16 protein-coding genes are annotated in these 19,656 nt (G+C 68.3%); 10 read left to right on the top strand and 6 right to left on the bottom strand.

All coding sequences use genetic code 11. The features are described 5' to 3' along the window. Positions 1-10: 10 nt before the first annotated feature. The 6 genes from ACVN9Z_RS10300 to ACVN9Z_RS10275 all read right to left on the bottom strand — a co-directional run bounded on the left by ACVN9Z_RS10300 (position 11) and on the right by ACVN9Z_RS10275 (position 5,438). Positions 11-1,423: a DUF3426 domain-containing protein gene (locus tag ACVN9Z_RS10300; protein WP_149894807.1), complete on the bottom strand. Its 1,413-nt coding sequence runs from the start codon at positions 1,421-1,423 to the stop codon at positions 11-13. A gap of 25 nt (positions 1,424-1,448) precedes the next feature. Next, positions 1,449-2,375 (bottom strand): 50S ribosomal protein L11 methyltransferase, encoded by a 927-nt coding sequence (gene prmA / locus ACVN9Z_RS10295; protein ID WP_458213369.1) that lies wholly within the window; start codon positions 2,373-2,375, stop codon positions 1,449-1,451. Between the two features lie 102 nt (positions 2,376-2,477). Then, a complete protein-coding gene (accC, locus tag ACVN9Z_RS10290; RefSeq protein ID WP_006388604.1) occupies positions 2,478-3,824 on the bottom strand; it encodes an acetyl-CoA carboxylase biotin carboxylase subunit in 1,347 nt (448 codons plus the stop codon). A 9-nt stretch (positions 3,825-3,833) separates the two neighbouring features. Continuing rightward, positions 3,834-4,295 (bottom strand): acetyl-CoA carboxylase biotin carboxyl carrier protein, encoded by a 462-nt coding sequence (gene accB / locus ACVN9Z_RS10285; RefSeq protein WP_006388603.1) that lies wholly within the window; start codon positions 4,293-4,295, stop codon positions 3,834-3,836. A gap of 88 nt (positions 4,296-4,383) precedes the next feature. Next, positions 4,384-4,818 (bottom strand): type II 3-dehydroquinate dehydratase, encoded by a 435-nt coding sequence (gene aroQ, locus ACVN9Z_RS10280; RefSeq protein ID WP_006388602.1) that lies wholly within the window; start codon positions 4,816-4,818, stop codon positions 4,384-4,386. 89 nt (positions 4,819-4,907) lie between these two features. After that, a complete protein-coding gene (locus ACVN9Z_RS10275; protein ID WP_006388601.1) occupies positions 4,908-5,438 on the bottom strand; it encodes a TlpA family protein disulfide reductase in 531 nt (176 codons plus the stop codon). Positions 5,439-5,534: 96 nt separating this feature from the next. Here ACVN9Z_RS10275 and mpl point away from each other — a divergent pair, with 96 nt between their 5' ends. From mpl to aroE, 10 genes are all read left to right on the top strand, one after another. Beyond that, positions 5,535-6,905, top strand: a complete 1,371-nt coding sequence (gene mpl / locus ACVN9Z_RS10270; RefSeq protein WP_054443806.1) for a UDP-N-acetylmuramate:L-alanyl-gamma-D-glutamyl-meso-diaminopimelate ligase — start codon at positions 5,535-5,537, stop codon at positions 6,903-6,905. Between the two features lie 50 nt (positions 6,906-6,955). Further along, positions 6,956-7,558: a YqiA/YcfP family alpha/beta fold hydrolase gene (locus tag ACVN9Z_RS10265; protein ID WP_024067679.1), complete on the top strand. Its 603-nt coding sequence runs from the start codon at positions 6,956-6,958 to the stop codon at positions 7,556-7,558. Between the two features lie 65 nt (positions 7,559-7,623). Next, positions 7,624-9,531 (top strand): ribonuclease catalytic domain-containing protein, encoded by a 1,908-nt coding sequence (locus tag ACVN9Z_RS10260; protein WP_149894806.1) that lies wholly within the window; start codon positions 7,624-7,626, stop codon positions 9,529-9,531. Positions 9,532-10,410: 879 nt separating this feature from the next. After that, positions 10,411-11,082, top strand: a complete 672-nt coding sequence (locus tag ACVN9Z_RS10255) for a response regulator transcription factor (protein WP_006388597.1) — start codon at positions 10,411-10,413, stop codon at positions 11,080-11,082. Next, positions 11,069-13,555 (top strand): sensor histidine kinase, encoded by a 2,487-nt coding sequence (locus ACVN9Z_RS10250; RefSeq protein ID WP_149894805.1) that lies wholly within the window; start codon positions 11,069-11,071, stop codon positions 13,553-13,555. Before ACVN9Z_RS10255 ends, ACVN9Z_RS10250 begins: the two co-directional genes overlap by 14 nt. A 197-nt stretch (positions 13,556-13,752) precedes the next feature. After that, entirely contained in the window at positions 13,753-14,850 is a 1,098-nt protein-coding gene (locus tag ACVN9Z_RS10245) for an ABC transporter substrate-binding protein (protein WP_054448726.1), read from the top strand. Positions 14,851-14,998: 148 nt separating this feature from the next. Continuing rightward, positions 14,999-16,777 carry an ABC transporter permease gene (locus ACVN9Z_RS10240; RefSeq protein ID WP_024067677.1) on the top strand — a complete coding sequence of 593 codons (1,779 nt, stop codon included), beginning with the start codon at positions 14,999-15,001 and terminating at the stop codon, positions 16,775-16,777. After that, entirely contained in the window at positions 16,770-17,858 is a 1,089-nt protein-coding gene (locus tag ACVN9Z_RS10235; RefSeq protein ID WP_024067676.1) for an ABC transporter ATP-binding protein, read from the top strand. Before ACVN9Z_RS10240 ends, ACVN9Z_RS10235 begins: the two co-directional genes overlap by 8 nt. A 38-nt stretch (positions 17,859-17,896) precedes the next feature. After that, positions 17,897-18,796 carry a TonB family protein gene (locus ACVN9Z_RS10230; RefSeq protein WP_080981541.1) on the top strand — a complete coding sequence of 300 codons (900 nt, stop codon included), beginning with the start codon at positions 17,897-17,899 and terminating at the stop codon, positions 18,794-18,796. Beyond that, positions 18,793-19,656, top strand: coding sequence for a shikimate dehydrogenase (aroE, locus tag ACVN9Z_RS10225; RefSeq protein WP_006388591.1), 864 nt, complete (start codon positions 18,793-18,795; stop codon positions 19,654-19,656). The genes ACVN9Z_RS10230 and aroE overlap by 4 nt, the downstream gene beginning before the upstream one ends.

The raw sequence follows: 19,656 nt of genomic DNA, 5'->3' as shown, positions 1-19,656 counted from the left end.
ATGTCATCCTTCAAGGAAAGAACTTGTCGAGTTGATAGCCGTTGACTTGAACACCGGTCACTTCAATCGGCACGGAAATCTTCAGTTCGCCCGCCGGCCCGAAGGGGCCGCGCAGTTGTTCGGGCGTCAGGTAATTCTCGGGCATCAGCACGCGGCGCACCACCACCGTGTCCGACAAATCAGTCAGGTCCAGCACCAGCGCCGGCCAATGTTGCGGCTTGTCGTAGCGATTGCGCAGCACCAGGTTCAGCACCAGCCGCGTGCGGCCGTCATCGATGGCGGCCGCGCCCGTGGGCGGCTGTAACGACGACGAAGAGATGGCGATGCGCTCCAGGCGGCGCGCGTAACCGACCGTGCAGCCCAGCGGCTTGCAGGCGGCTTCGAGCGCCGGCCGCAGCACCGGCACGGAATTGGCAATGTCGATGCGGTACACGTACAGCAGCTGCAAGCCCAGCGCGAGCAGGCCGATCAGGCAGGCGTAGCCCCACAGCTTGCGCAGCAGGCCATGGCGCTCCTGGCGATCCTGGTCCAGGAATTCGGGCGGCGCGCGACCGACGTCGGTGGCGCTGGAATAGCGCGTGCGCGTGTCTCCCAGGATCGGCTCGGCGGCGCCGTCGAGGTCGCGCCTGTCGTCGGCGTCCTGGTCATCGTCATCGGGATGACGCAGGCCGATCTCATCGTCATCGCCGGGCGGCGTGGGCCGCGCGTCGTCACGCACCACGAATACCGGTTCGGCGGGCCGGGCATGGCGCGGCGCCTCGTGGTTCGCGCTGTCGCGCACCGCCACGATGGGCTCGTCGCGCGGCGCGGCCGGCGCCGGCCAGCGCGGCGGCGCATGGCTCAGGCGCGGTTCGTCGTCGTAGCGATCCAGGTCTTCATTTTCGTCTTCGTCATCGTCGCCCTCTTCCGCCAGCGCGGCGTCGGGTTCGATGCGGCGGCGGATGTCGTCGCGGCCGCGCAGCACGGCGGGCGGCACGGCGGACGCGAGAGGCCGGGGGGCCGGTTCATCGGTCGGCGCGACAGACGGGGTGGCGGCCGGGGACGCGCCGCTGGCTCCCGGATGAATGCCCGGCGAGGCGGGCTCATCGGGCAGGTCGTCCCAGGGCGCGACCTCGCGCGGTTCGACAGACGGACGCCGCACCGGCGGCGGCGCCCCGTCGGCGACAGGCGGCGCCGGCGGCGTCCCCAGGACCGGCGCGGCGATCGCCTGCGACGCGGCGGGCGCAGGCGCCGCGATTGGCGTGTTCGAAGCGGGAATGGCCGCGGCCGGCATGCCCGCGCCCGTCTCGGGCAGCAGGCAGGCGCGGCCGTCGAACACGGTGGCGCAGGCGCCGCAGCGCACCAGGCCGTTGCGGACCCGAAGCTGGTCGGGCACCACCTTGAACGATGTACCGCATTGCGGGCAGCGGGTGGTCAGGGCCATGGCGCGGGATCCTGCGGAACCGGGCTCAGGCCTTCTGGCCGTGCAGGCAGACCCAGCCATCACGGGCGCGCCAGACCGACATGGCGATCCAGGGCGCGTAGGCGGCGGCCACGTCCTCGGCCTGCCGTTCCAGCACGCCGGACAGCACCAGGTGGCCGCCGGCGGCCACGCGGCCGGCCAGCATGGGCGCCAGCACCTTGAGCGGGTTGGACAGGATGTTGGCCACCACGACCTCGAAGGTGCCGTCGGCCAGGCCGTCGGGCAGCATGGCCTGCAGCTCGACGTGGTTGACCTCGGCGTTGAAGACCGTGCTCTGCACCGCCTGGGCGTCGATATCGACGGCCTGGGTCGGGCCCGCGCCCAGCTTGCGCGCGGCAATCGCCAGGATGCCCGAGCCGCAGCCGTAGTCCAGCAGGGTCGCGCCCTTGGGCAGTTCGGCTTCCAGCCAGGCCAGGCACAGGTGCGTGGTCGGATGGCTGCCGGTGCCGAAGGCCAGGCCCGGATCGAGTTCGATGTGGATGGCGCCGTCCTCGGCGGCGGGCGTTTCCAGGCCCGGCACGTCCGGGCTGTCGCGGTGCCAGCTGGGTACGATCCAGAGGCGTTCGGCGATGTGGATGGGGCCGAACTGCGATTGCGTCAGGCGCACCCAGTCGGCGTCGGGCACGTCGCGCAGGCTCCAGCCGGCAAACAGCGCGGGATCGAGTTCGCCCGCCGCGGCGGCTTCTTCCATGATCTGCGCGGGATCGGCGCCGTCCGGCAGCAGGGCCACGACGCGGTTGCGTTCCCAGGCCTGCACGTCGGGTTCGGTGCCCGGCTCGCCGAACAGCGGACGCTCATCATCGGTGCCCAGGTCGGCATCCTCGACGGACACCGACAGCACGCCCGCCTCCAGCAACGCATCGGACAGGGCTTCGGCTTGCGCCTCCTGGCAGTGGAGCACGAGTTCACGCATGATGATTCTTCCATCTGGCCAACGGGCCGCGGCAAACGCCGCGGCCCGGTCAGCCGGTTAAGGCAGTAAAAGGGGGGCCTGAGCCCCCCTGCTATCGGCTGGTCAGGGACGCTGGGCCAGCTTGTTTTCCAGATAGTGGATGCTGGTGCCGCCTTCGACGAAGCGGGCATCCTGCAGCAGTTCGCGATGCAGCGGGATGTTGGTGGAAATGCCTTCCACCACCATTTCCGACAGCGCGGTGCGCATGCGCGCCAGCGCCTGGTCGCGCGTGTCGCCGTAGGTGATGACCTTGGCGATCATCGAATCATAGTTCGGCGGCACGAAGTAGCCGTTGAACGCGTGCGAATCGATGCGCACGCCCGGGCCGCCCGGCGTGTGCCAGTTGGTGATGCGGCCAGGGCTGGGCACGAAGCGGAACGGATCCTCGGCGTTGATGCGGCACTCGATCGCGTGGCCCTTGAAGGTGATGTCGCGCTGGCGCAGCGTGAACTTCTCGCCGGCGGCGATCAGGATCTGCTGCTGCACCAGGTCGACGCCGGTGATCAGCTCGGTGACCGGGTGTTCGACCTGGATGCGGGTGTTCATTTCAATGAAATAGAACTCGCCGTTTTCATACAGGAACTCGAACGTGCCCGCGCCACGGTAGCCCATCTTGCGGCAGGCGTCGGCGCAGCGGTCGCCGATGCGCTCGATCAGGCGGCGCGCGATGCCGGGGGCCGGCGCTTCCTCGATGACCTTCTGGTGGCGGCGCTGCATGGAGCAGTCGCGTTCGCCCAGCCACACGGCGTTGCGACCGCCGTCGGCCAGCACCTGGATTTCCACATGGCGCGGGTTCTCGAGGAACTTCTCCATATAGACTTCCGGGTTGTTGAACGCGGCGCCCGCTTCCGAACGCGTCATGGTGACGGCGTTCAGCAGCGCGGCCTCGGTGTACACCACGCGCATGCCACGGCCACCGCCGCCGCCGGCGGCCTTGATGATGACCGGATAACCGACTTCGCGCGCAACGCGGATGATTTCCTGCGGATCGTCGGGCAACGCGCCTTCGGAACCCGGCACCACCGGCACGCCGGCTTCGATCATGGCGCGCTTGGCGCTGACCTTGTCGCCCATCAGGCGGATCGTGTCGGGACGCGGGCCGATGAAGACGAAGCCGCTCTTTTCGACGCGATCGGCGAAGTCGGCATTTTCGGACAAGAACCCGTAACCCGGGTGGATTGCCTCGGAATCCGTGACTTCGGCCGCCGAAATGATGGCCGGCATGTTGAGGTAGCTTTCGCGCGACGGCGCGGGCCCGATGCACACGGATTCATCGGCCAGGCGCACGTACTTGGCTTCGCGGTCGGCCTCGGAGTGCACCACCACGGTCTTGATGCCCAGCTCGCGGCAGGCGCGCTGAATGCGCAGGGCGATTTCGCCCCGGTTGGCGATCAGGATTTTTTCGAACATTTTCAGCTATCAGCCAATGACGAACAGGGGTTGACCGTACTCGACGGGCTCGCCGTTTTCGACCAGGATTTCTTTGATGACGCCGGACTTGTCGGCTTCGATTTCATTGAGCAGCTTCATGGCTTCAATGATGCACAGCGGATCGCCTTCCTTGACCGACTGGCCCACGTCGATGAACGGCGCGGCGCCCGGGTTCGGCGAGCGGTAGAAGGTGCCGACCATCGGCGCCTTGACCACGTGGCCCTGGATCACCGGAGCGGCTTCGGCCGCGGCGGCGGCGGGCGCGGCCGGGGCGGCGGGCGCAACCGGGGCGACGGCGACGCCGGCTTCCGGCTGGTGGTAGGCCACCGGCTGCAGGGTCTGCGAGAACTTGACGATGCGAACCTTGCCTTCGCCTTCGGTGATTTCCAGCTCGGCGATGCCCGATTCAGCCACCAGGTCGATCAGGGTTTTGAGTTTTCGAAGGTCCATAGAAGCTGCTTCCCGAGATAGTGTCGGCAACGTCCCGGTCGTCGGGTCCGCGCCATATAAGATGTAAAAGCTGAGAGTTGGTGCGAGATCAATGCCGCACTGCGTAACGCAGAGCCGCTTCGTAACCGTCCGCGCCCAGGCCGCTGATGAGGCCTACCGCCAAGTCGGACAGGTATGAGTGATGCCTGAAGGGCTCTCGCTTATACAGGTTGGACAAATGTACTTCAATAAATGGGATCGCGACCCCGGCCAGCGCATCGCGGATCGCGACGCTGGTGTGCGTATATGCCGCCGCGTTGATGATGATGAAATCGGTGCCGTCTTGCCGGGCCGCCTGAATGCGGTCAACCAGCGCGCCTTCGTGATTGCCTTGCCACGCGCTCAGCGTGGCGCCCAAATCACCGGCCAGCCGCTCCAGGCCCTCGTTGATCTGGGACAGCGTGAGGCTGCCGTAGATGTGAGGTTCCCGGGTGCCGAGCAGGTTCAGATTCGGGCCATGCAATACCAGTATGTTTTGCGCCATGCGCTTGCCAATGAGTGGATTGCCAATTGTTGGCAAAACAGCCGATAAACCAGCTTTTTACGCCAATTCCTACTATTTGTCCAACAGACTTACGCCTTCAAACCAGAGAGCGTCCGGTCGAGGTCATCGGGCTGGATTTCACCCAATATCTTCCGGTTAATGCTGCCATCTGCGTTGAAAACAATGGTAAACGGCAGGCCGCCGCTCGGATTTCCCAGCTTGCGCAAGGTATCGATGGCGCCGGCGCCGATGACCCACAACGGATAGGAAACCTGTACTTTCTCGACAAATTTTTGCATGTTGGCGGCAGAATCCACGCCGATGCCGACAAACTTGATTTGCGGATATTTTTTCTGCAACGCGTCGAGTTCGGGCATTTCCTTGACGCAAGGCGCGCACCAGGTTGCCCAGAAATTGACCACGATGGGCTGGCCCTTCCAGGCGGCCAGCGACTGGGTCGCGCCGTTCAGGTCGGGCAATTGCAACTGCATCAGGGCGGCGACGGGATCCTCGGCGGCGGGCGCCGCGGGCTGGGGCTTGTTGCGGCCCAGCAGGGTGTAGCCACCCGCGACCGTGGCGGCCACGGCCACGGCGGCGGAAAGGAGTAGGCGTCGATTCATGGCGCGATCATAACCGTTGCGGCCGGTTTGCGCCGCCGCGGCCTGGACGACGCTTGACCGCTGCCTATATATACAATGCAGGCAGGAGATTTTTCAATGCATCTGCATATTCTTGGCATCTGCGGTACGTTCATGGGCGGCCTGGCGCTGATCGCGCGCGCCGCCGGCCACAAGGTCACGGGTTGCGACGCGGGCGTTTATCCGCCCATGAGCACCCAGTTGTCCGAACAGGGCATCGAGCTGATCGAGGGCTTCGGCCCCGAACAGATGGCCCTCAAGCCGGACCTGTACGTGATCGGCAACGTGGTCAGCCGCGGCAATCCGCTGATGGAAGCCATCCTGGAATCCGGCGCCCGCTACGTGTCGGGCCCGCAATGGCTGGGCGACAACATCCTGCCCGGCGCCCATGTGCTGGCGGTGGCCGGCACCCACGGCAAGACCACCACCAGTTCGATGCTGGCCTGGATCCTGGAAGTCGCGGGTCTCGCCCCCAACTTCCTGATCGGCGGCGTCGCGCCGGACCTGCACGTATCGGCGCGCTACGACCCCGCGCGCCGCCCCTTCGTGATCGAGGCGGATGAATACGACACGGCCTTCTTCGACAAGCGTTCGAAGTTCGTCCACTACCGCCCGCGCACCGCCGTCCTGAACAACCTGGAATACGATCACGCGGACATCTTCCCGGATCTGGCGGCCATCGAAACCCAATTCCACCACCTGGTACGCACCATCCCGGCTTCCGGCCGCATCATCCGCCCCGCCCACTCCGACGCGCTGGACCGGGTGATTGCGCGCGGATGCTGGTCCGAAACCGTCACGTTCGGCGCCGACGGCGCCTGGCAGGCCGACGCGCCCGATGCCGACGGCGCCTTCGAGGTGCGCTGCAATGGCGCCGCCGTGGGAACCGTGCGCTGGGCCCTGGGCGGCGAGCACAATCGCATGAACGCCCTGGCCGCGCTGGCCGCCGCCGAACACGCCGGCGTGCCGGCGGCCGAAGGCGTGGCGGCCCTGAGCCGTTTCGGCGGCGTGAAACGCCGCATGGAACTGCGCGGCACGGTCAACGGCGTCAAGGTCTACGACGACTTCGCCCACCACCCCACCGCCATCGCCACCACGGTGCAAGGCCTGCGTCGCCAGGTCGGCCCGGCCCGTATCCTGGCCGTGCTGGAACCGCGTTCCAACACCATGAAGCTGGGCGCCATGGCGGCCCGGCTGCCCGATTCCCTGCGCGACGCCGACCTGGTGTTCTGCTTCGGCGCCCGCGCCGGCAAGCACGCGCTGGGCTGGAACCCGGCCGAAGTGCTGGCGCCGCTGGGCGACCGCGCCTCCAGTTACGATGACATCGACGCCCTGGTGGCGGCCGTCGTGCAGGCCGCCCGGCCTGGCGACCAGGTGCTGGTGATGAGCAACGGCGGCTTCGGCGGCATCCACGGCAAGCTGTTGACGGCCCTGGAGGCGCGCGGCTGAAGGGCCGCGCCCCCGCCGCGCATCAGGCAGATCCCTCGGAAAGGCACGAAATGATCCTTTACCTGCACGGCTTTCGTTCCTCGCCGACGTCGTTCAAGGCCCGCATGATGGCCGACGCCATGGCCGCGCGCGGGAGGGAAGGCGATTGGGCCTGCCCGCAATTGCCGGCCAGCCCGCGCGAGGCCATCGATCTGGCGCTGGGCATCGCCCGCCAGCAACTGGCGCGTGCCACCGAGCCGCGCGCGCTGACCGTGGTCGGCTCGTCGCTGGGCGGTTTCTACGCGACCTGGCTGGCCGAGCAACTGGGTTGCAAGGCGGTGCTGCTCAACCCGGCGGTCGAGGCGGCGCGGGACCTGGCGACCCAGGTGGGCGAACACCGCATGTATCATTCCGACGCGCCATTCCAGTTCCTGCCCGAATACGTGGAGGAACTGGCCGCCCTGCACGTCAGCCGGATCAGCCAGCCGGACCGGTATTTCCTGGTGGCGGCGACCGGAGACGAGGTGCTGGACTGGCGCGAAATGCGTGACCGCTATGCGGGCTGCCGGCAGCGCATCGTGGCCGGCAGCGACCATGGCCTGTCGGATTTCGCCGACTGGATGCCCGAGGTGCTCGAATTCGCCCTTGGCTGCGCTCCAACCGACCCCAGATAACTCTCAACACTCTTTATATTGCTGCGCAAGGCGGCGCGTGCGCGCCGCCCAGGACGACCCTCACCATGTATGTGTTTTACGAAGACGACGGCAGCTTCAAGGCCGGCCATATCCTGTCCGAAACCGACGCCAGCCTCCAGGTGGAGTCGGAGTCGGGCAAGCGCAGCAAGATCAAGCGCGCCAATACGCTGTTCAATTTCGCCGCGCCCGAACCCGCCGCGCTGATGGCCCAGGCGGCCGCGCTGGCCGAAACCCTGGACCTGCAATTCCTGTGGGAATGCGCGCCCCAGGAGGAATTCGAGTCCCCGGCCCTGGCGGCCGACTATTTCGGCCACGCCCCCACCCCGGTCGAGCAGGCCGCCCTGTTGATGCGCCTGCATGGCGCGCCCGCCTATTTCCACCGCCGCGGCAAGGGCAGTTACCGCCCTGCCCCGCCCGACATCCTGGCCGCCGCCCTGGCCGCGCTGGAAAAGAAACAGCGCCAGGCCGAGCAGCAGCAGGAATGGGTGGACGAGATGGCCGCCGGCCGCCTGCCCGAGCCCATCGCCCAGGTCGCCGAATCGCTGTTGATCCGGCCCGACAAGAATTCGCAGCAATGGAAGGCGCTGGACGCCGCCTGCGCCAGGCTCGGCAAGAGCCCCGACCGCCTGTTGCTGGAACTGGGCGCCTGGCCGCACGCCCTGGCGCTGCACAAGCGCCGCTTCCTGGCGGTGAACTTTCCCCGGGGCCTGGCCTTTCCCGAGCTGGAACTGCCGCCGATCGACCGTGACCTGCCGCTGTCGGACGCCGAGATCTATTCGGTCGACGACGTCACCACCACCGAGATCGACGACGCCCTGTCGGTTTCCACCCTGCCCGACGGCAACCTGCGCGTCGGCATCCACGTGGCCGCGCCCGGCCTGACGGTGACGCGCGACAGCGAATTCGACAAGCTGGCGCGCGCGCGTCTGTCCACAGTCTACATGCCGGGCGACAAGATCCCGATGCAGCCCGACAACGTCATCAAGGCCTTCTCGCTGGACGCGGGCCGCGAGGTGCCGGTGCTGTCGCTGTACGTGGTGGCCAACCCGGAGACCGGCGAGGTCATCGAATCCGACACGCGCCTGGAGCGCGTGGTGGTGCGCGAAAACCTGCGCCACAACATGCTGGACGCCCAGGTCACCGAAGACAGCCTGAACGACACCTCCACTGACCTGCCCTACGGCCACTGGCTGCGCCCGCTGTGGAAGCTGGCGCAGGCCTTGTCGGCGCAGCGCGAGAACGTGCGCGGCAAGCCCGAGAACAATTCGCGGGTGGAGTACAGCTTCTACCTGGACGGCGACCCCGACGATCCCGACACCCCGGTGCGCCTGGTGCCGCGCCAGCGCAACGCGCCGCTGGACCGGATGGTGGCCGAGTACATGATCCTGGCCAACAACCTGTGGGGCGGCCTGCTGAACCAGCACGGCGTGCCGGGCATCTACCGCTCGCAACAGGCCGGCCGTGTGCGCATGAGCACCCAGGCGCTGCCGCACGAGGCCATCGGCGTGCCGCAGTACGCCTGGAGCACGTCGCCGCTGCGCCGCTATGTCGACCTGGTGAACCAGTGGCAACTGATCGCCGCCGTCGAGCACGGCGTCTCGGCGCGCCTGGTGGCTCCCTTCAAACCGCGCGACGCGGATCTGTTCGCGATCATCGGCGCGTTCGACGCGCAGTACGCGGCCTGGGCCGAGTTCCAGAGCGCGATGGAGCGCTACTGGTGCCTGCGCTGGCTCAAGCAGCACAACATCACCCGCACGGTCGCCCACGTGCTGCGCGAAGACCTGGTGCGCTTCGCCAACTGCCCGCTCGTCACCCGGATCGGGGGGATGCCCGAGCTGGAGCGCGGGACGGCGGTGGAGGTGGAGATTCTGGGGATGGATGAGTTGTCGCTGGAGCTGGATTGCCGGTATGTGGGGCAGGTGGGGCCGGCGGCTGAAGAGGCTGCTGCTTAGGGCGGCATTTGGCTTGTCGCTGGGTTGTTTCTGCTGGCGGCGGGGGGCTTTCTTAGGCCGCCCGTCTGGCAGGCGGCCCGGGCGGCGGGCGCCCACGATTGCGGTCCGGAGCGTTCGCTCCGGACTGGCCTCGGCGGCCCCCCCCTGCCTCATCCTCGTTGCCGCCTGCCGGCGGCTGCCTTCGGATTCCGTCGGGCGCATCGAGGTTGCCCGCCGCCCGGGCGGCCGCCCGCAACTTACGCGGTGTCTTGGCTTGGCGCGTTGGCGCTGCGCGCGGGTGACGGGTTGCTTGCTTGGGGTGCCGTCCAGTCGGGGGGAGGAGAGTGGCGGCGCGCGATGGGGGCTGGCGTGTGCGTGACGGGCTTGGCGCGCGCCTGATCTGAGGAAGAACGGCTGACGGGGAAGATGCTTGGCGATGCATCCCGGATTCCTCCAAGCGGAACACCTCTGGCATTGCCTCACCGATTCCTCCGCATCTCGCCCGACCTCCCCCTAAATGCCAAAACCGGCCGCCCGCGCGGCCGGTTTTGGCGGCCCCGCAAAATCTTCCGTCCCGACTAGATCTTCCACCAAAACGCCAAGCACACGATTCGCCCCCGCGCCGGTGAAGTGATCACGCTGTAGCCCGTGGCGTCGGCGGCCGGTGGGGCGCGGGGCGTGTAGATGCGCCCGAGGGAATCCGTAGGGAGCCGAAGGCGTACGAGGATGACGATGGGGCAGTCCGGAGCGAACGCTCCGGACCGCAATCGTAGCCCCGTGCCCCACCGGCCGCCGACGCCACGGGCGGCCAAAAGAACACCACTTCCCCCCCGACAGCGACAGCACCAAAGCCTCCCGTTAAACTCCCGAAAAAATCACAATCGATATCGGAGGACGGACATGCGCATTCTGCTGGTCGAGGACAACCTCGACCTGGGCGATGCCGTGGAGAGCAAACTGCGTTCGGCGGGCCATAGCGTACAGTGGGTGCGCGACGGCGTCGCCGCGCTGCGCTGGGGGCTGGACGAAACATGGGATGCGCTGGTGCTGGACATCAACCTGCCCGGCAAGGACGGCTTCAGCGTCATCCGCGAGTTACGCGCCGCCGGGCTGGAAGCGCCCGTGCTGGTCATGACCGCCCGTTCCGAAATCGAAGACAAGATCGACATGCTCGACCTGGGCGCCGACGACTATCTCGTCAAGCCCTTCGACCTGCGCGAACTCGAAGCGCGGCTGCGCGCCCTGCTGCGGCGCCCGGCCGGGCAGACCAGCAGCGTCACCGCCTACGGCAACCTGAGCCTGGATCTGGCCAATCGCCACGTCACGCTGGCCGGCGCGCCGCTGGAACTGGGCCGGCGCGAGTTCCGGCTGCTGGAGATCCTGCTGGGCAAGCTGGGCCAGACCGTGGCCAAGGAACGGCTCATGAACCAGCTGTTCGACCTGGACGACGGTTCCCTCAACGCGCTGGAACTGCTGATCTCGCGCCTGCGCAAGAAACTGGCCGGCGCCTCCATCGATATCGTCACCGTGCGCGGCGTCGGCTACCAGGCCCGCAGCCATGACCCTGCCTGACAGCTTCTCGATCCGCCGCCGCGTCTTCACGCTGGGCGCGGCATTGCTCGCCTGCGCGCTCATCGGGCTGGTGTTCTTCCTGCGCGACTATGCCCAACGCGCCGCCGAACAGGCCTTCGACCGGCTGCTGGCGGCGTCGGCGCTGACGATTGCCGGCTCCGTGCAGATCGAGGACAACGGCGTCACGGTCGAACCGCCGGTATCGTCGCTGGCCATGCTGTCGGGCAGCGAACGGGTGTTCTACGAAGCCCGCGCGTCCAACGGCCGGCTCATCACCGGCTATGCCGACCTGGCGCCCGGCCTGCCGCTGGCGCAGTCGGCCACGCCGGTGTTCGCCTATCTGCGCTATCACGATGAGCCGGTGCGCGTGGCCACGGTGGGACGGCTGGTGTCAGCCAGCCAGCACGCCGGCTGGGTCACCGTGCGCGTGGCCGAGACACTGGGCTCGCGCGAGGAGCTGGCCGACGAGATCCTGGGCCGCAGCGTGCTGCCGCTGATCGTGGTGTCGCTGGTCGCGCTGGGCTTGCTGTGGTTCGGCGTGCAGCGCGCCTTCGCGCCGCTGGCCGTGGTCGAAGGCGAATTGCGGCACCGGGCGCCGGATGACCTGGCGCCGCTGGTCACGCCGGTGCCGACCGAGGTGCGACGCCTGGTCGAGGCCCTGAACGCCTTCATGCAACGCCTGTCCGGCATCATGGACACTCTCAACACCCTGGTTGCCGATGCTGCGCACCAGGTGCGCACGCCGCTGGCCTCGCTGCGCGCCCAGGCCGAAGTGGCGCTGGACGAAACCGACCCCAAGCGCCTGCACGAGCGCCTGGGCCGCATCCACCAGAATGCCACCCACGCCAGCCAGCTCATCAACCAGCTGCTGATGGACGCCACCATCACGCACCGGCTGGGCAAGGGCGCGCGCGCGCCGGTGGGCGTGGCCGAGACCATCAACGAAACCCGGCGCCGCATCGGGCCGCTGGAGGCGCAGCGCCTGCGCATCGAGATCGCCCCCGAGGTGCGCCGTGCCCGCATCGCGGGCGATCGCGTGGCGCTGCGCGAGATGCTGCGCAACCTGGTGGACAATGCCCTGCGTTATGCGCCGCAGGGCAACGTCGACATCCAGGCGACGCCGGTGGCGGGGTATCGCGTGGCGCTGACGGTGTCCGACCGCGGCCCCGGCATCGCCGACGATGAAAAGGAAGCCGTGCAGCAACGCTTCACGCGCGGGCGCACCGGTGAATCGCAGCCTGGCTCCGGCCTCGGGCTGGCCATCGTGCGATCGGTCGCGGTAGCGCACGGCGGCTCGCTATGGCTGCAGGACCGGGCCGGCGGCGGCCTGTCGGCGCGCGTCATCCTGCCGCTGGCGCGCCCGCGGACGGGACGCGGGCTGGCGGGATGGATAGGCGTAGTCGGCGCGGCGTTCCTGCTGCTGTCCGCCGCGCCGGCAGACTTGCGCGCCGCCGAGGTCCCTGAGATCGTCACCCGCTATCCCGCGCCGCAGCCGTCATCGCGCGTGCTGACCATTGCCGGCCCCACCGACACACCAGTGGTGGCGCCGCTGATCCTCGGCTTCCAGGCGCAGCGGCCCGACGTCACCGTGGTCTACCGCGAGATGGGCAGCCGCGAACTGTACGAAGCGGCGATCGAGGACCGCCTCAAGGACGTGGACGTGCTGATGAGTTCGGCCTCGGACCTGCAGATCCGCCTGGCCAACGACGGCTACGCGCAGCGCTACACCTCTCCCTATGCCGCGCGGCTGCCATCGTGGGCGGTGTGGCGCAACGAGGTCTACGGCTTCACTTTCGAGCCGGCCGTGATCGTCTACAACCCCAAGCGCTACAGCGAAGCCACCGTGCCGCGCTCGCGCCAGGACCTGCTGCGCACGCTGGAGCAGGACCGCGCGCGCCTGCATGGCCGCGTCGGCACCTACGATATCTCGCGCAGCAGCGTGGGCTACCTGATGGCCGAGCAGGACGAGCTGGTGTCGTCGAACTTCTGGGGCCTGGCCAACGCCTTCGGCCAGGTCGGCGTGCGGCTGTCGGCCACCACCGCCGAACTGCTGGACGCCATCGAGAACGACGAGATGGACCTGGGCTACAACATCCTCGGATCGTACGCCCTGTCGCGCCAGGCGGCGGGCGCGAAGATCGGCGTGGTGTTCCCGCAGGACTACGTGCTGGTGCTGGCGCGCTCGGTGCTTATCGCGCGGCGCGCGCCCAACCCCGACCTGGGGCGCGCGCTGGTCGACTGGCTGCTGTCGCCTGCCGGCCAGCAGGTGGCGTCCAGCCACGCGGCGCTCGGCTCGATCATGGAGGACACGCCCGGCCGCTGGACTTCCGAGGCGGTGCTGGCGCGCTCGCAGGGCATCGTGCAGCCGGTGGTGCTGTCGCCGGCGTTGCTGGTGGGGCTGGACCAGCGGCGCCATTCGCGCTTCGTGCAGAACTGGATCCGGCTGGTCACCGACACGCCCGAACGGCCGTAGGACGCGGCGGCCCCGGACTCGCGCGCGGCAAGGCAGGCGAATGGCCGCCCCCAAAAGATCGGCCGCTTGCGCGAACACCGGGATTACCCCTACCCCGGCTGTCGCCCCATGACAGGACGACGACAGACGCCGAATCCTAAGATGGGCGCCAACAGGTCCATGCGCCTGTCGATACCAATTCCAAACGGAGACAAGACATGCTTGCCAAGTCCAGACTGGCGGCCGCCTGCGCCGCTGCATTCGTCATCGCCGCCGGCAGCGCCTACGCCCAGCAAGTGCCCGCGGGCTACCCGGCCGACTACCAGAAGATCCTCGACGGCGCCAAGAAGGAAGGCAAGGTCGTGATCTACTCGACCACCGACACCAAGGCGGCTGGCCCCATCATCAAGGGCTTCGAAGCGCTGTATCCCGGCGTCAAGGTCGAATACAACGACATGAACAGCACCGAGCTGTACAACCGCTACATCAGCGAGCAGGCGGCGGGCGGCAGCAGCGGCGACATCGTCTGGAGCTCGTCGATGGACTCGGCGCTCAAGCTGGCCACCGACTACGCGCTGCAGTACAAGTCGCCCGAGATCGGCAAGCTGCCGGCCTGGGCGGTGTGGAAGGATTCGGCCTACGGCACCACCTACGAACCGGCGGTGTTCATCTACAACAAGCGCCTGATCCCGGCCAACGAAGTGCCGACCACGCACGGCGCCCTGGCCAAGCTGATCGCCAGCCAGCCGGACAAGTTCAAGAACAAGGTCACCACCTACGACATCGAGAAGTCGGCCGTGGGCTTCATGCTGGCGGTGCAGGACAAAGCCAACGATCCCAAGTACTTCGAGACGCTCAAGGACATCGCCAAGGGCGGCCTGATCGTGCAGTCGTCCACCGGCACCATGATGGAACGCGTGTCGTCGGGCGAGAACCTGGTCGGCTACAACATCCTGGGCTCGTACGCCGAGACCCGCGCCAAGACCGATCCGTCGCTGGGCGTGGCCTACCCGACCGACTACGCGCTGGTGCTGTCGCGCGTGGCGTTCATCAGCAAGAAAGCCAAGAACCGCAACGCCGCCAAGCTGTGGATGGACTACCTGCTGTCGCAGAAGGGCCAGGAAATCATGGCCAACCAGGCCGACCTGGCGTCGGTCCGCGACGACATCGAAGGCGACAACGACGTTGACGGCATGACCAAGAAGCTGGGCGCCTCGCTCAAGCCGATCCCGGTCAACGAGACCCTGCTCGACTACCTGGAGCAGAACAAGCGCCTGCAGTTCATCAAGGACTGGCGCGCCGCCGCCGGCAAGTAAGGCTGTCGCCGGTACAGCCGGGGGCCGCGCGCCCCCGGCCGCAAGCACGCGGGCGGGCGCAGCACCGCCGCCCGCCAGGCCGCCCGCGGGCCGGGTGTTCATGGCCCACGGGCGCGGCCCGCGTCTATCGAGATAACAGGATTTCCCCATGCAGTCATTGCGCAGAAAATGGCAGTCCCTGCCACGCGGCGTGGTGGTGCTGATCACAGCCTTGGCCATCTACGTGCCGCTGTCGTTCATCATCATCCAGAGCTTTCTATCCGCGCCCTTCTTCACGCCGTCCAAGGTCTTCAGCCTGGACGCGTTCCGCTTCATCTTCGCGGACCCCGATTTCTACAAGGCGCTGAAAAGCGGCTTCATCCTGGCGTTCGGGCTGGCCATCATCGCCATTCCGCTGGGCGGCATGCTGGCGTTCCTGATGATCCGCACCGACCTGCCGGGCCGGCGCTGGATCGAACCGCTGATCCTGGTGCCGATCTTCGTGTCGCCAATGGTGCTGGGCTTCGGCTACGTGGTGGCGGCGGGCCCGGTCGGCTTCTTCTCGACCTGGGCGCAGAACATCCTGGGCTTCGTGCCCTGGAACGTCTATTCGCTGACCAGCATCGTCATCATCGCCGGCCTGACGCACGTGCCGCACGCCTACCTGTACATTTCGTCGGCGCTGCGCAGCATGGGCTCGGACGTCGAGGAGGCGGCCCGCGTCAGCGGCGCCTCGCCGCTGCGCGTGATGGTGTCGGTGAGCCTGCCGATGGTGCGGCCGGCCATGCTGTACGCCACCGTGCTGCTGTTCTTCCTGGGCCTGGAAGTGTTCGGCCTGGTGCTGGTGCTGGGTGACCCCGAAGGCAACCTGGTGCTGGCCACCTACCTGTACAAGTTGACCAACAAGCTCGGCATCCCCTCGTACCACCTGATGGCCGCGGTGGCCGTGGTGCTGATCTGCATGACGATTCCGCTGGTCATGCTGCAGCGCCGCCTGATGCGCACCGCCAACCGCTTCGTCACCGTCAAGGGCAAGGCCTCGCGCGCCCGTCCGCTGCCGCTGGGCAAGTGGCGCTGGGTGGCCGGCGGCGTGGTGGCGTTCTGGCTGCTGGTCACCATCGTGGTGCCGCTGCTGGGCGTGCTGCTGCGCGCCTTCGTGTCCAACTGGGGCATGGGCGTGTCGCTGTTCGACGTGCTGTCGCTGGACGCGTTCCGCACCGTGTTCTCGCAACCCAACCTGATGCGCGCGATCGTCAACTCGGTGGCCATCGGCGTGTTCGGCGGCGCGCTGGCGGTGATCTGCTACACCTTCGTCGGCCTGGCCATGCACCGCAAGCCGGACAACGTCACGCGCTTCATGGACTACAGCGTGCTGGTGCCGCGCGCCGTGCCCGGCCTGCTGGCGGGCCTGGCCTTCCTGTGGGTGTTCCTGTTCGTGCCGATGTGGCTGGACAACGCGCTGGACGCCGACCTGGGCGGCTGGCTGTCGGGACTGCCGTTCGCCGAGTGGGCGCGCGAGAACTTCGTCGAATGGCTGCGCGCCATGCGCAGCACCATTTTCAGCGTGTGGCTGGCCTACACGGTGGTGTGGATGGCCTACGGCCTGCGGCTGATCTCGTCGACGCTGCTGCAGGTCGGCCCCGAACTGGAAGAAGCCGCCCGCAGCGCCGGCGCGCGCCGCGGCCAGGTCACGCGCCACGTCACCGTGCCGCTGGCCAAGTACGGCCTGATCGGTTCGTGGCTGCTGATGTTCCTGATCTTCGAGCGTGAATACTCCACCGGCGTCTACCTGCTGTCGCCCGGCACCGAGACCATCGGCTCCATGCTGGTGTCGCTGTGGGCCTCGGGCGCCATCGACATCGTGGCCGCGCTTTCCTTCATCAATATCGTTCTGGTCGTGATCGGCCTGGGCATCGCCCTGCGATTCGGAGTCAAACTTCATGATTGAGCTTTCTGTAGAAGACCTGCACCTGGACTACGGCGACAACCCGGTGCTCAAGGGCGTGTCGATGCAACTGCGCCAGGGCGAAGTGGTGTCGCTGCTGGGCCCCTCGGGCAGCGGCAAGACCACCCTGCTGCGCGCCGTTGCCGGCCTGGAAGGCCCCAAGCGCGGCCGCATCACCATCGGCGATCGCACCGTCTACGACGGCGCGGCGCGCCAGGAGATCCCGGCCGAAGAGCGCAATCTCGGCCTGGTGTTCCAGTCGTATGCCCTGTGGCCGCACAAGACCGTGTTCGACAACGTCGCCTACCCGCTCAAGCTGCGCAAGGTGCCGTCGGGCGAAGTGCGCGAACGCGTGCAGGCGGTGCTGGACCAGCTCGGCCTGGGCAAACTGGGCCAGCGCCATCCGCACGCGCTGTCCGGCGGCCAGCAGCAGCGCGTGGCCATCGGCCGCGCCCTGGTGTACAGCCCGCCCGTGATCCTGCTGGACGAGCCGCTGTCCAACCTGGACGCCAAGCTGCGCGAGGAGGCCCGCGCCTTCCTGCGCGAGCTGATCATCCGCCTGGGCCTGTCGGCGTTGATGGTGACGCATGACCAGAGCGAAGCCATGGCGATTTCCGACCGCATCCTGCTGCTGAACAACGGCAAGATCGAGCAGCAGGGCACGCCGCAGGAGATGTACGGCGCGCCCAAGACCTTGTTCACCGCCGAGTTCATGGGCAGCAACAACCGCCTGGATGGCAAGGTCACCGAAGTGCGCGACGGCCGCGCCCGCATCGAGGGCCGCGGCTGGGCGCTGTGGGGCCAGGCCGGCGAAGGGGTGGCCGCGGGCCAGGACGCCACCGCCGTGATCCGGGTCGAACAGGTCCGCCTGGCGGACGATCCCGACGGCAACCACATCGACATGCCGCTGCTGACCAGCATGTACCTGGGCGACCGCTGGGAATACCTGTTCCGCACCCCCGACGCGGATCCGGCAAATACCCTGGCGCTGCGCGCCTACGGCCCCGAGGGCCGCGAACCCGGCCCCTGCCGCCTGGCGCTGCCGGCCGGCAAGGTGTGGGTGTTCCCGCGCCCGGCCAAGTAGGGTGACGGCGGCGGGCGGAGTGGCTCTACAATGCGTGCGTGCAACGCCTCGCTGACTCCCCCTTCCCGCTGAGCCGGCCGCTGCGGTGGCTGGGCGCGCCCGCCCAGCACTACCTGCGCATCGGCATCGCGATTTCGCTGTTGGTGCACGCCGGCGCGCTGGCGTGGCGCTTCGGCGCGCCCGCCCTGTCGCGCCCGCCGGCCACCAGCCTGGAAATCGTGCTGCTCAATGCGCGCAGCGAAACCCCGCCCGACACGCCGCGCGCCCAGGCGCAGAACCAGATGAGCGGCGGCGGCAACGCCGAACGCGGCCTGGCCACCACCCCGCTGCCCCAGACCGGCGCCTCGGCCGAGACCATCGTGCTCGAGGCCATGCGCAAGCGCCAGGTCCAGCTGGAGGCCGAGCAGACCCGCCTGATGACCCAGCTGCGGGCCGCCGACAAGGCCGGCGCCGAGCGCCAGGCCGTCAACCCCTGGCCAGACGGCAACGAGCGGGGCAAGGACGCCGAGGACCAGGCCAGCGTCATCCAGAACGCCCAGGTCGCCGCCTTGGCGGCCAAGGTCCAGCAATACAACGCCGAACCGCGCAAGCAGTTCGTGGCGCCCTCCGCCCAGGCCTCGCGCTACGCCGCCTACCTGGATGCCTGGCGCGCGCGCATCGAGGCGGTCGGCACCCAGCACTATCCCGACGAAGCCCGCGGCCGCATCTACGGTTCGCTGCGCATCACCGTATCGGTGCGGGCCGACGGCAGCATCGCCAATGTCGAGATCGACCAGCCGTCGCCGCACGCGGTGCTGAACCAGGCCGCCCGCCGCATCGTGCAACTGGCCGCGCCGTTTCCGCCGTTCCCGCCCGACATCGCGCGCGACACCGATGTGCTGGTCATCACCCGCACCTGGCATTTCGTCAACGACACCCTGGAAACCGAAGCCCCATGACCGAGGCGCCCCCTCTTGCCCGCTATGCCGTGATCGGCAACCCCATCGCGCACAGCCGTTCGCCCCAGATCCACGCCCTGTTTTCCCGCCAGACCGGCAAGCCGCTGCGCTATGAGCGCCTGCTGGCGCCGGTGGACGGCTTCACGGCGGCCGTGGCGGGGTTCGCCGCCGAGGGCGGCCTGGGGCTGAATGTAACGGTGCCGTTCAAGCAGGAAGCCTATGCCTTGGCATCGGGGCATCTGTCCAGCCGCGCGCGGCTGGCGGGCGCGGTCAATACCCTGTCCTGGCGCGACGGCGCCTGGCACGGGTGCAACACCGACGGCGTCGGCCTGGTTTCCGACCTGCTGCGCCTGGGCGTGCGCCTGAGCGGCGCCTCGGTGCTGCTGGTGGGCGCGGGCGGGGCCGCCCGCGGCGTGCTGCAACCGCTGGCGCAATCCGGTTGCGCCCGCATCCATATCGTCAACCGTACGGCTGCCCGCGCCCTGGAGCTGGCCGAAAGCTGGCGCGAGACGGGCGCCGAGCCGCAGACCCGCGTTACCGCCGGCGGCCTGCCCGATGCCGCCCTGCCCGGCGGCTGGAACCTGGTCGTCAACGCCACCGCGAGCGGGCTGCAGGACGCCGCCCCCGAGCTGCCCGCCGGCCTGTACGCCGAAGGCGCCGCCGCCTACGACATGATGTACGGCGCCCAGCCGACGGCGTTCATGCGCCAGGCGCGCCAGGATGGCGCCGCGCTGACGGCCGACGGCCTCGGCATGCTGGTCGGCCAGGCGGCCGAGAGTTTCTTCATCTGGCACGGGGTGCGGCCCGATCCCGCCCCGGTGCTGACGGCGCTGCGCGAGGCGCTCATGGCCGGGACCTGA

The organism is Achromobacter sp. KK8, from assembly GCF_054188005.1.
This window is presented reverse-complemented; position numbering and strand designations above follow the sequence as displayed.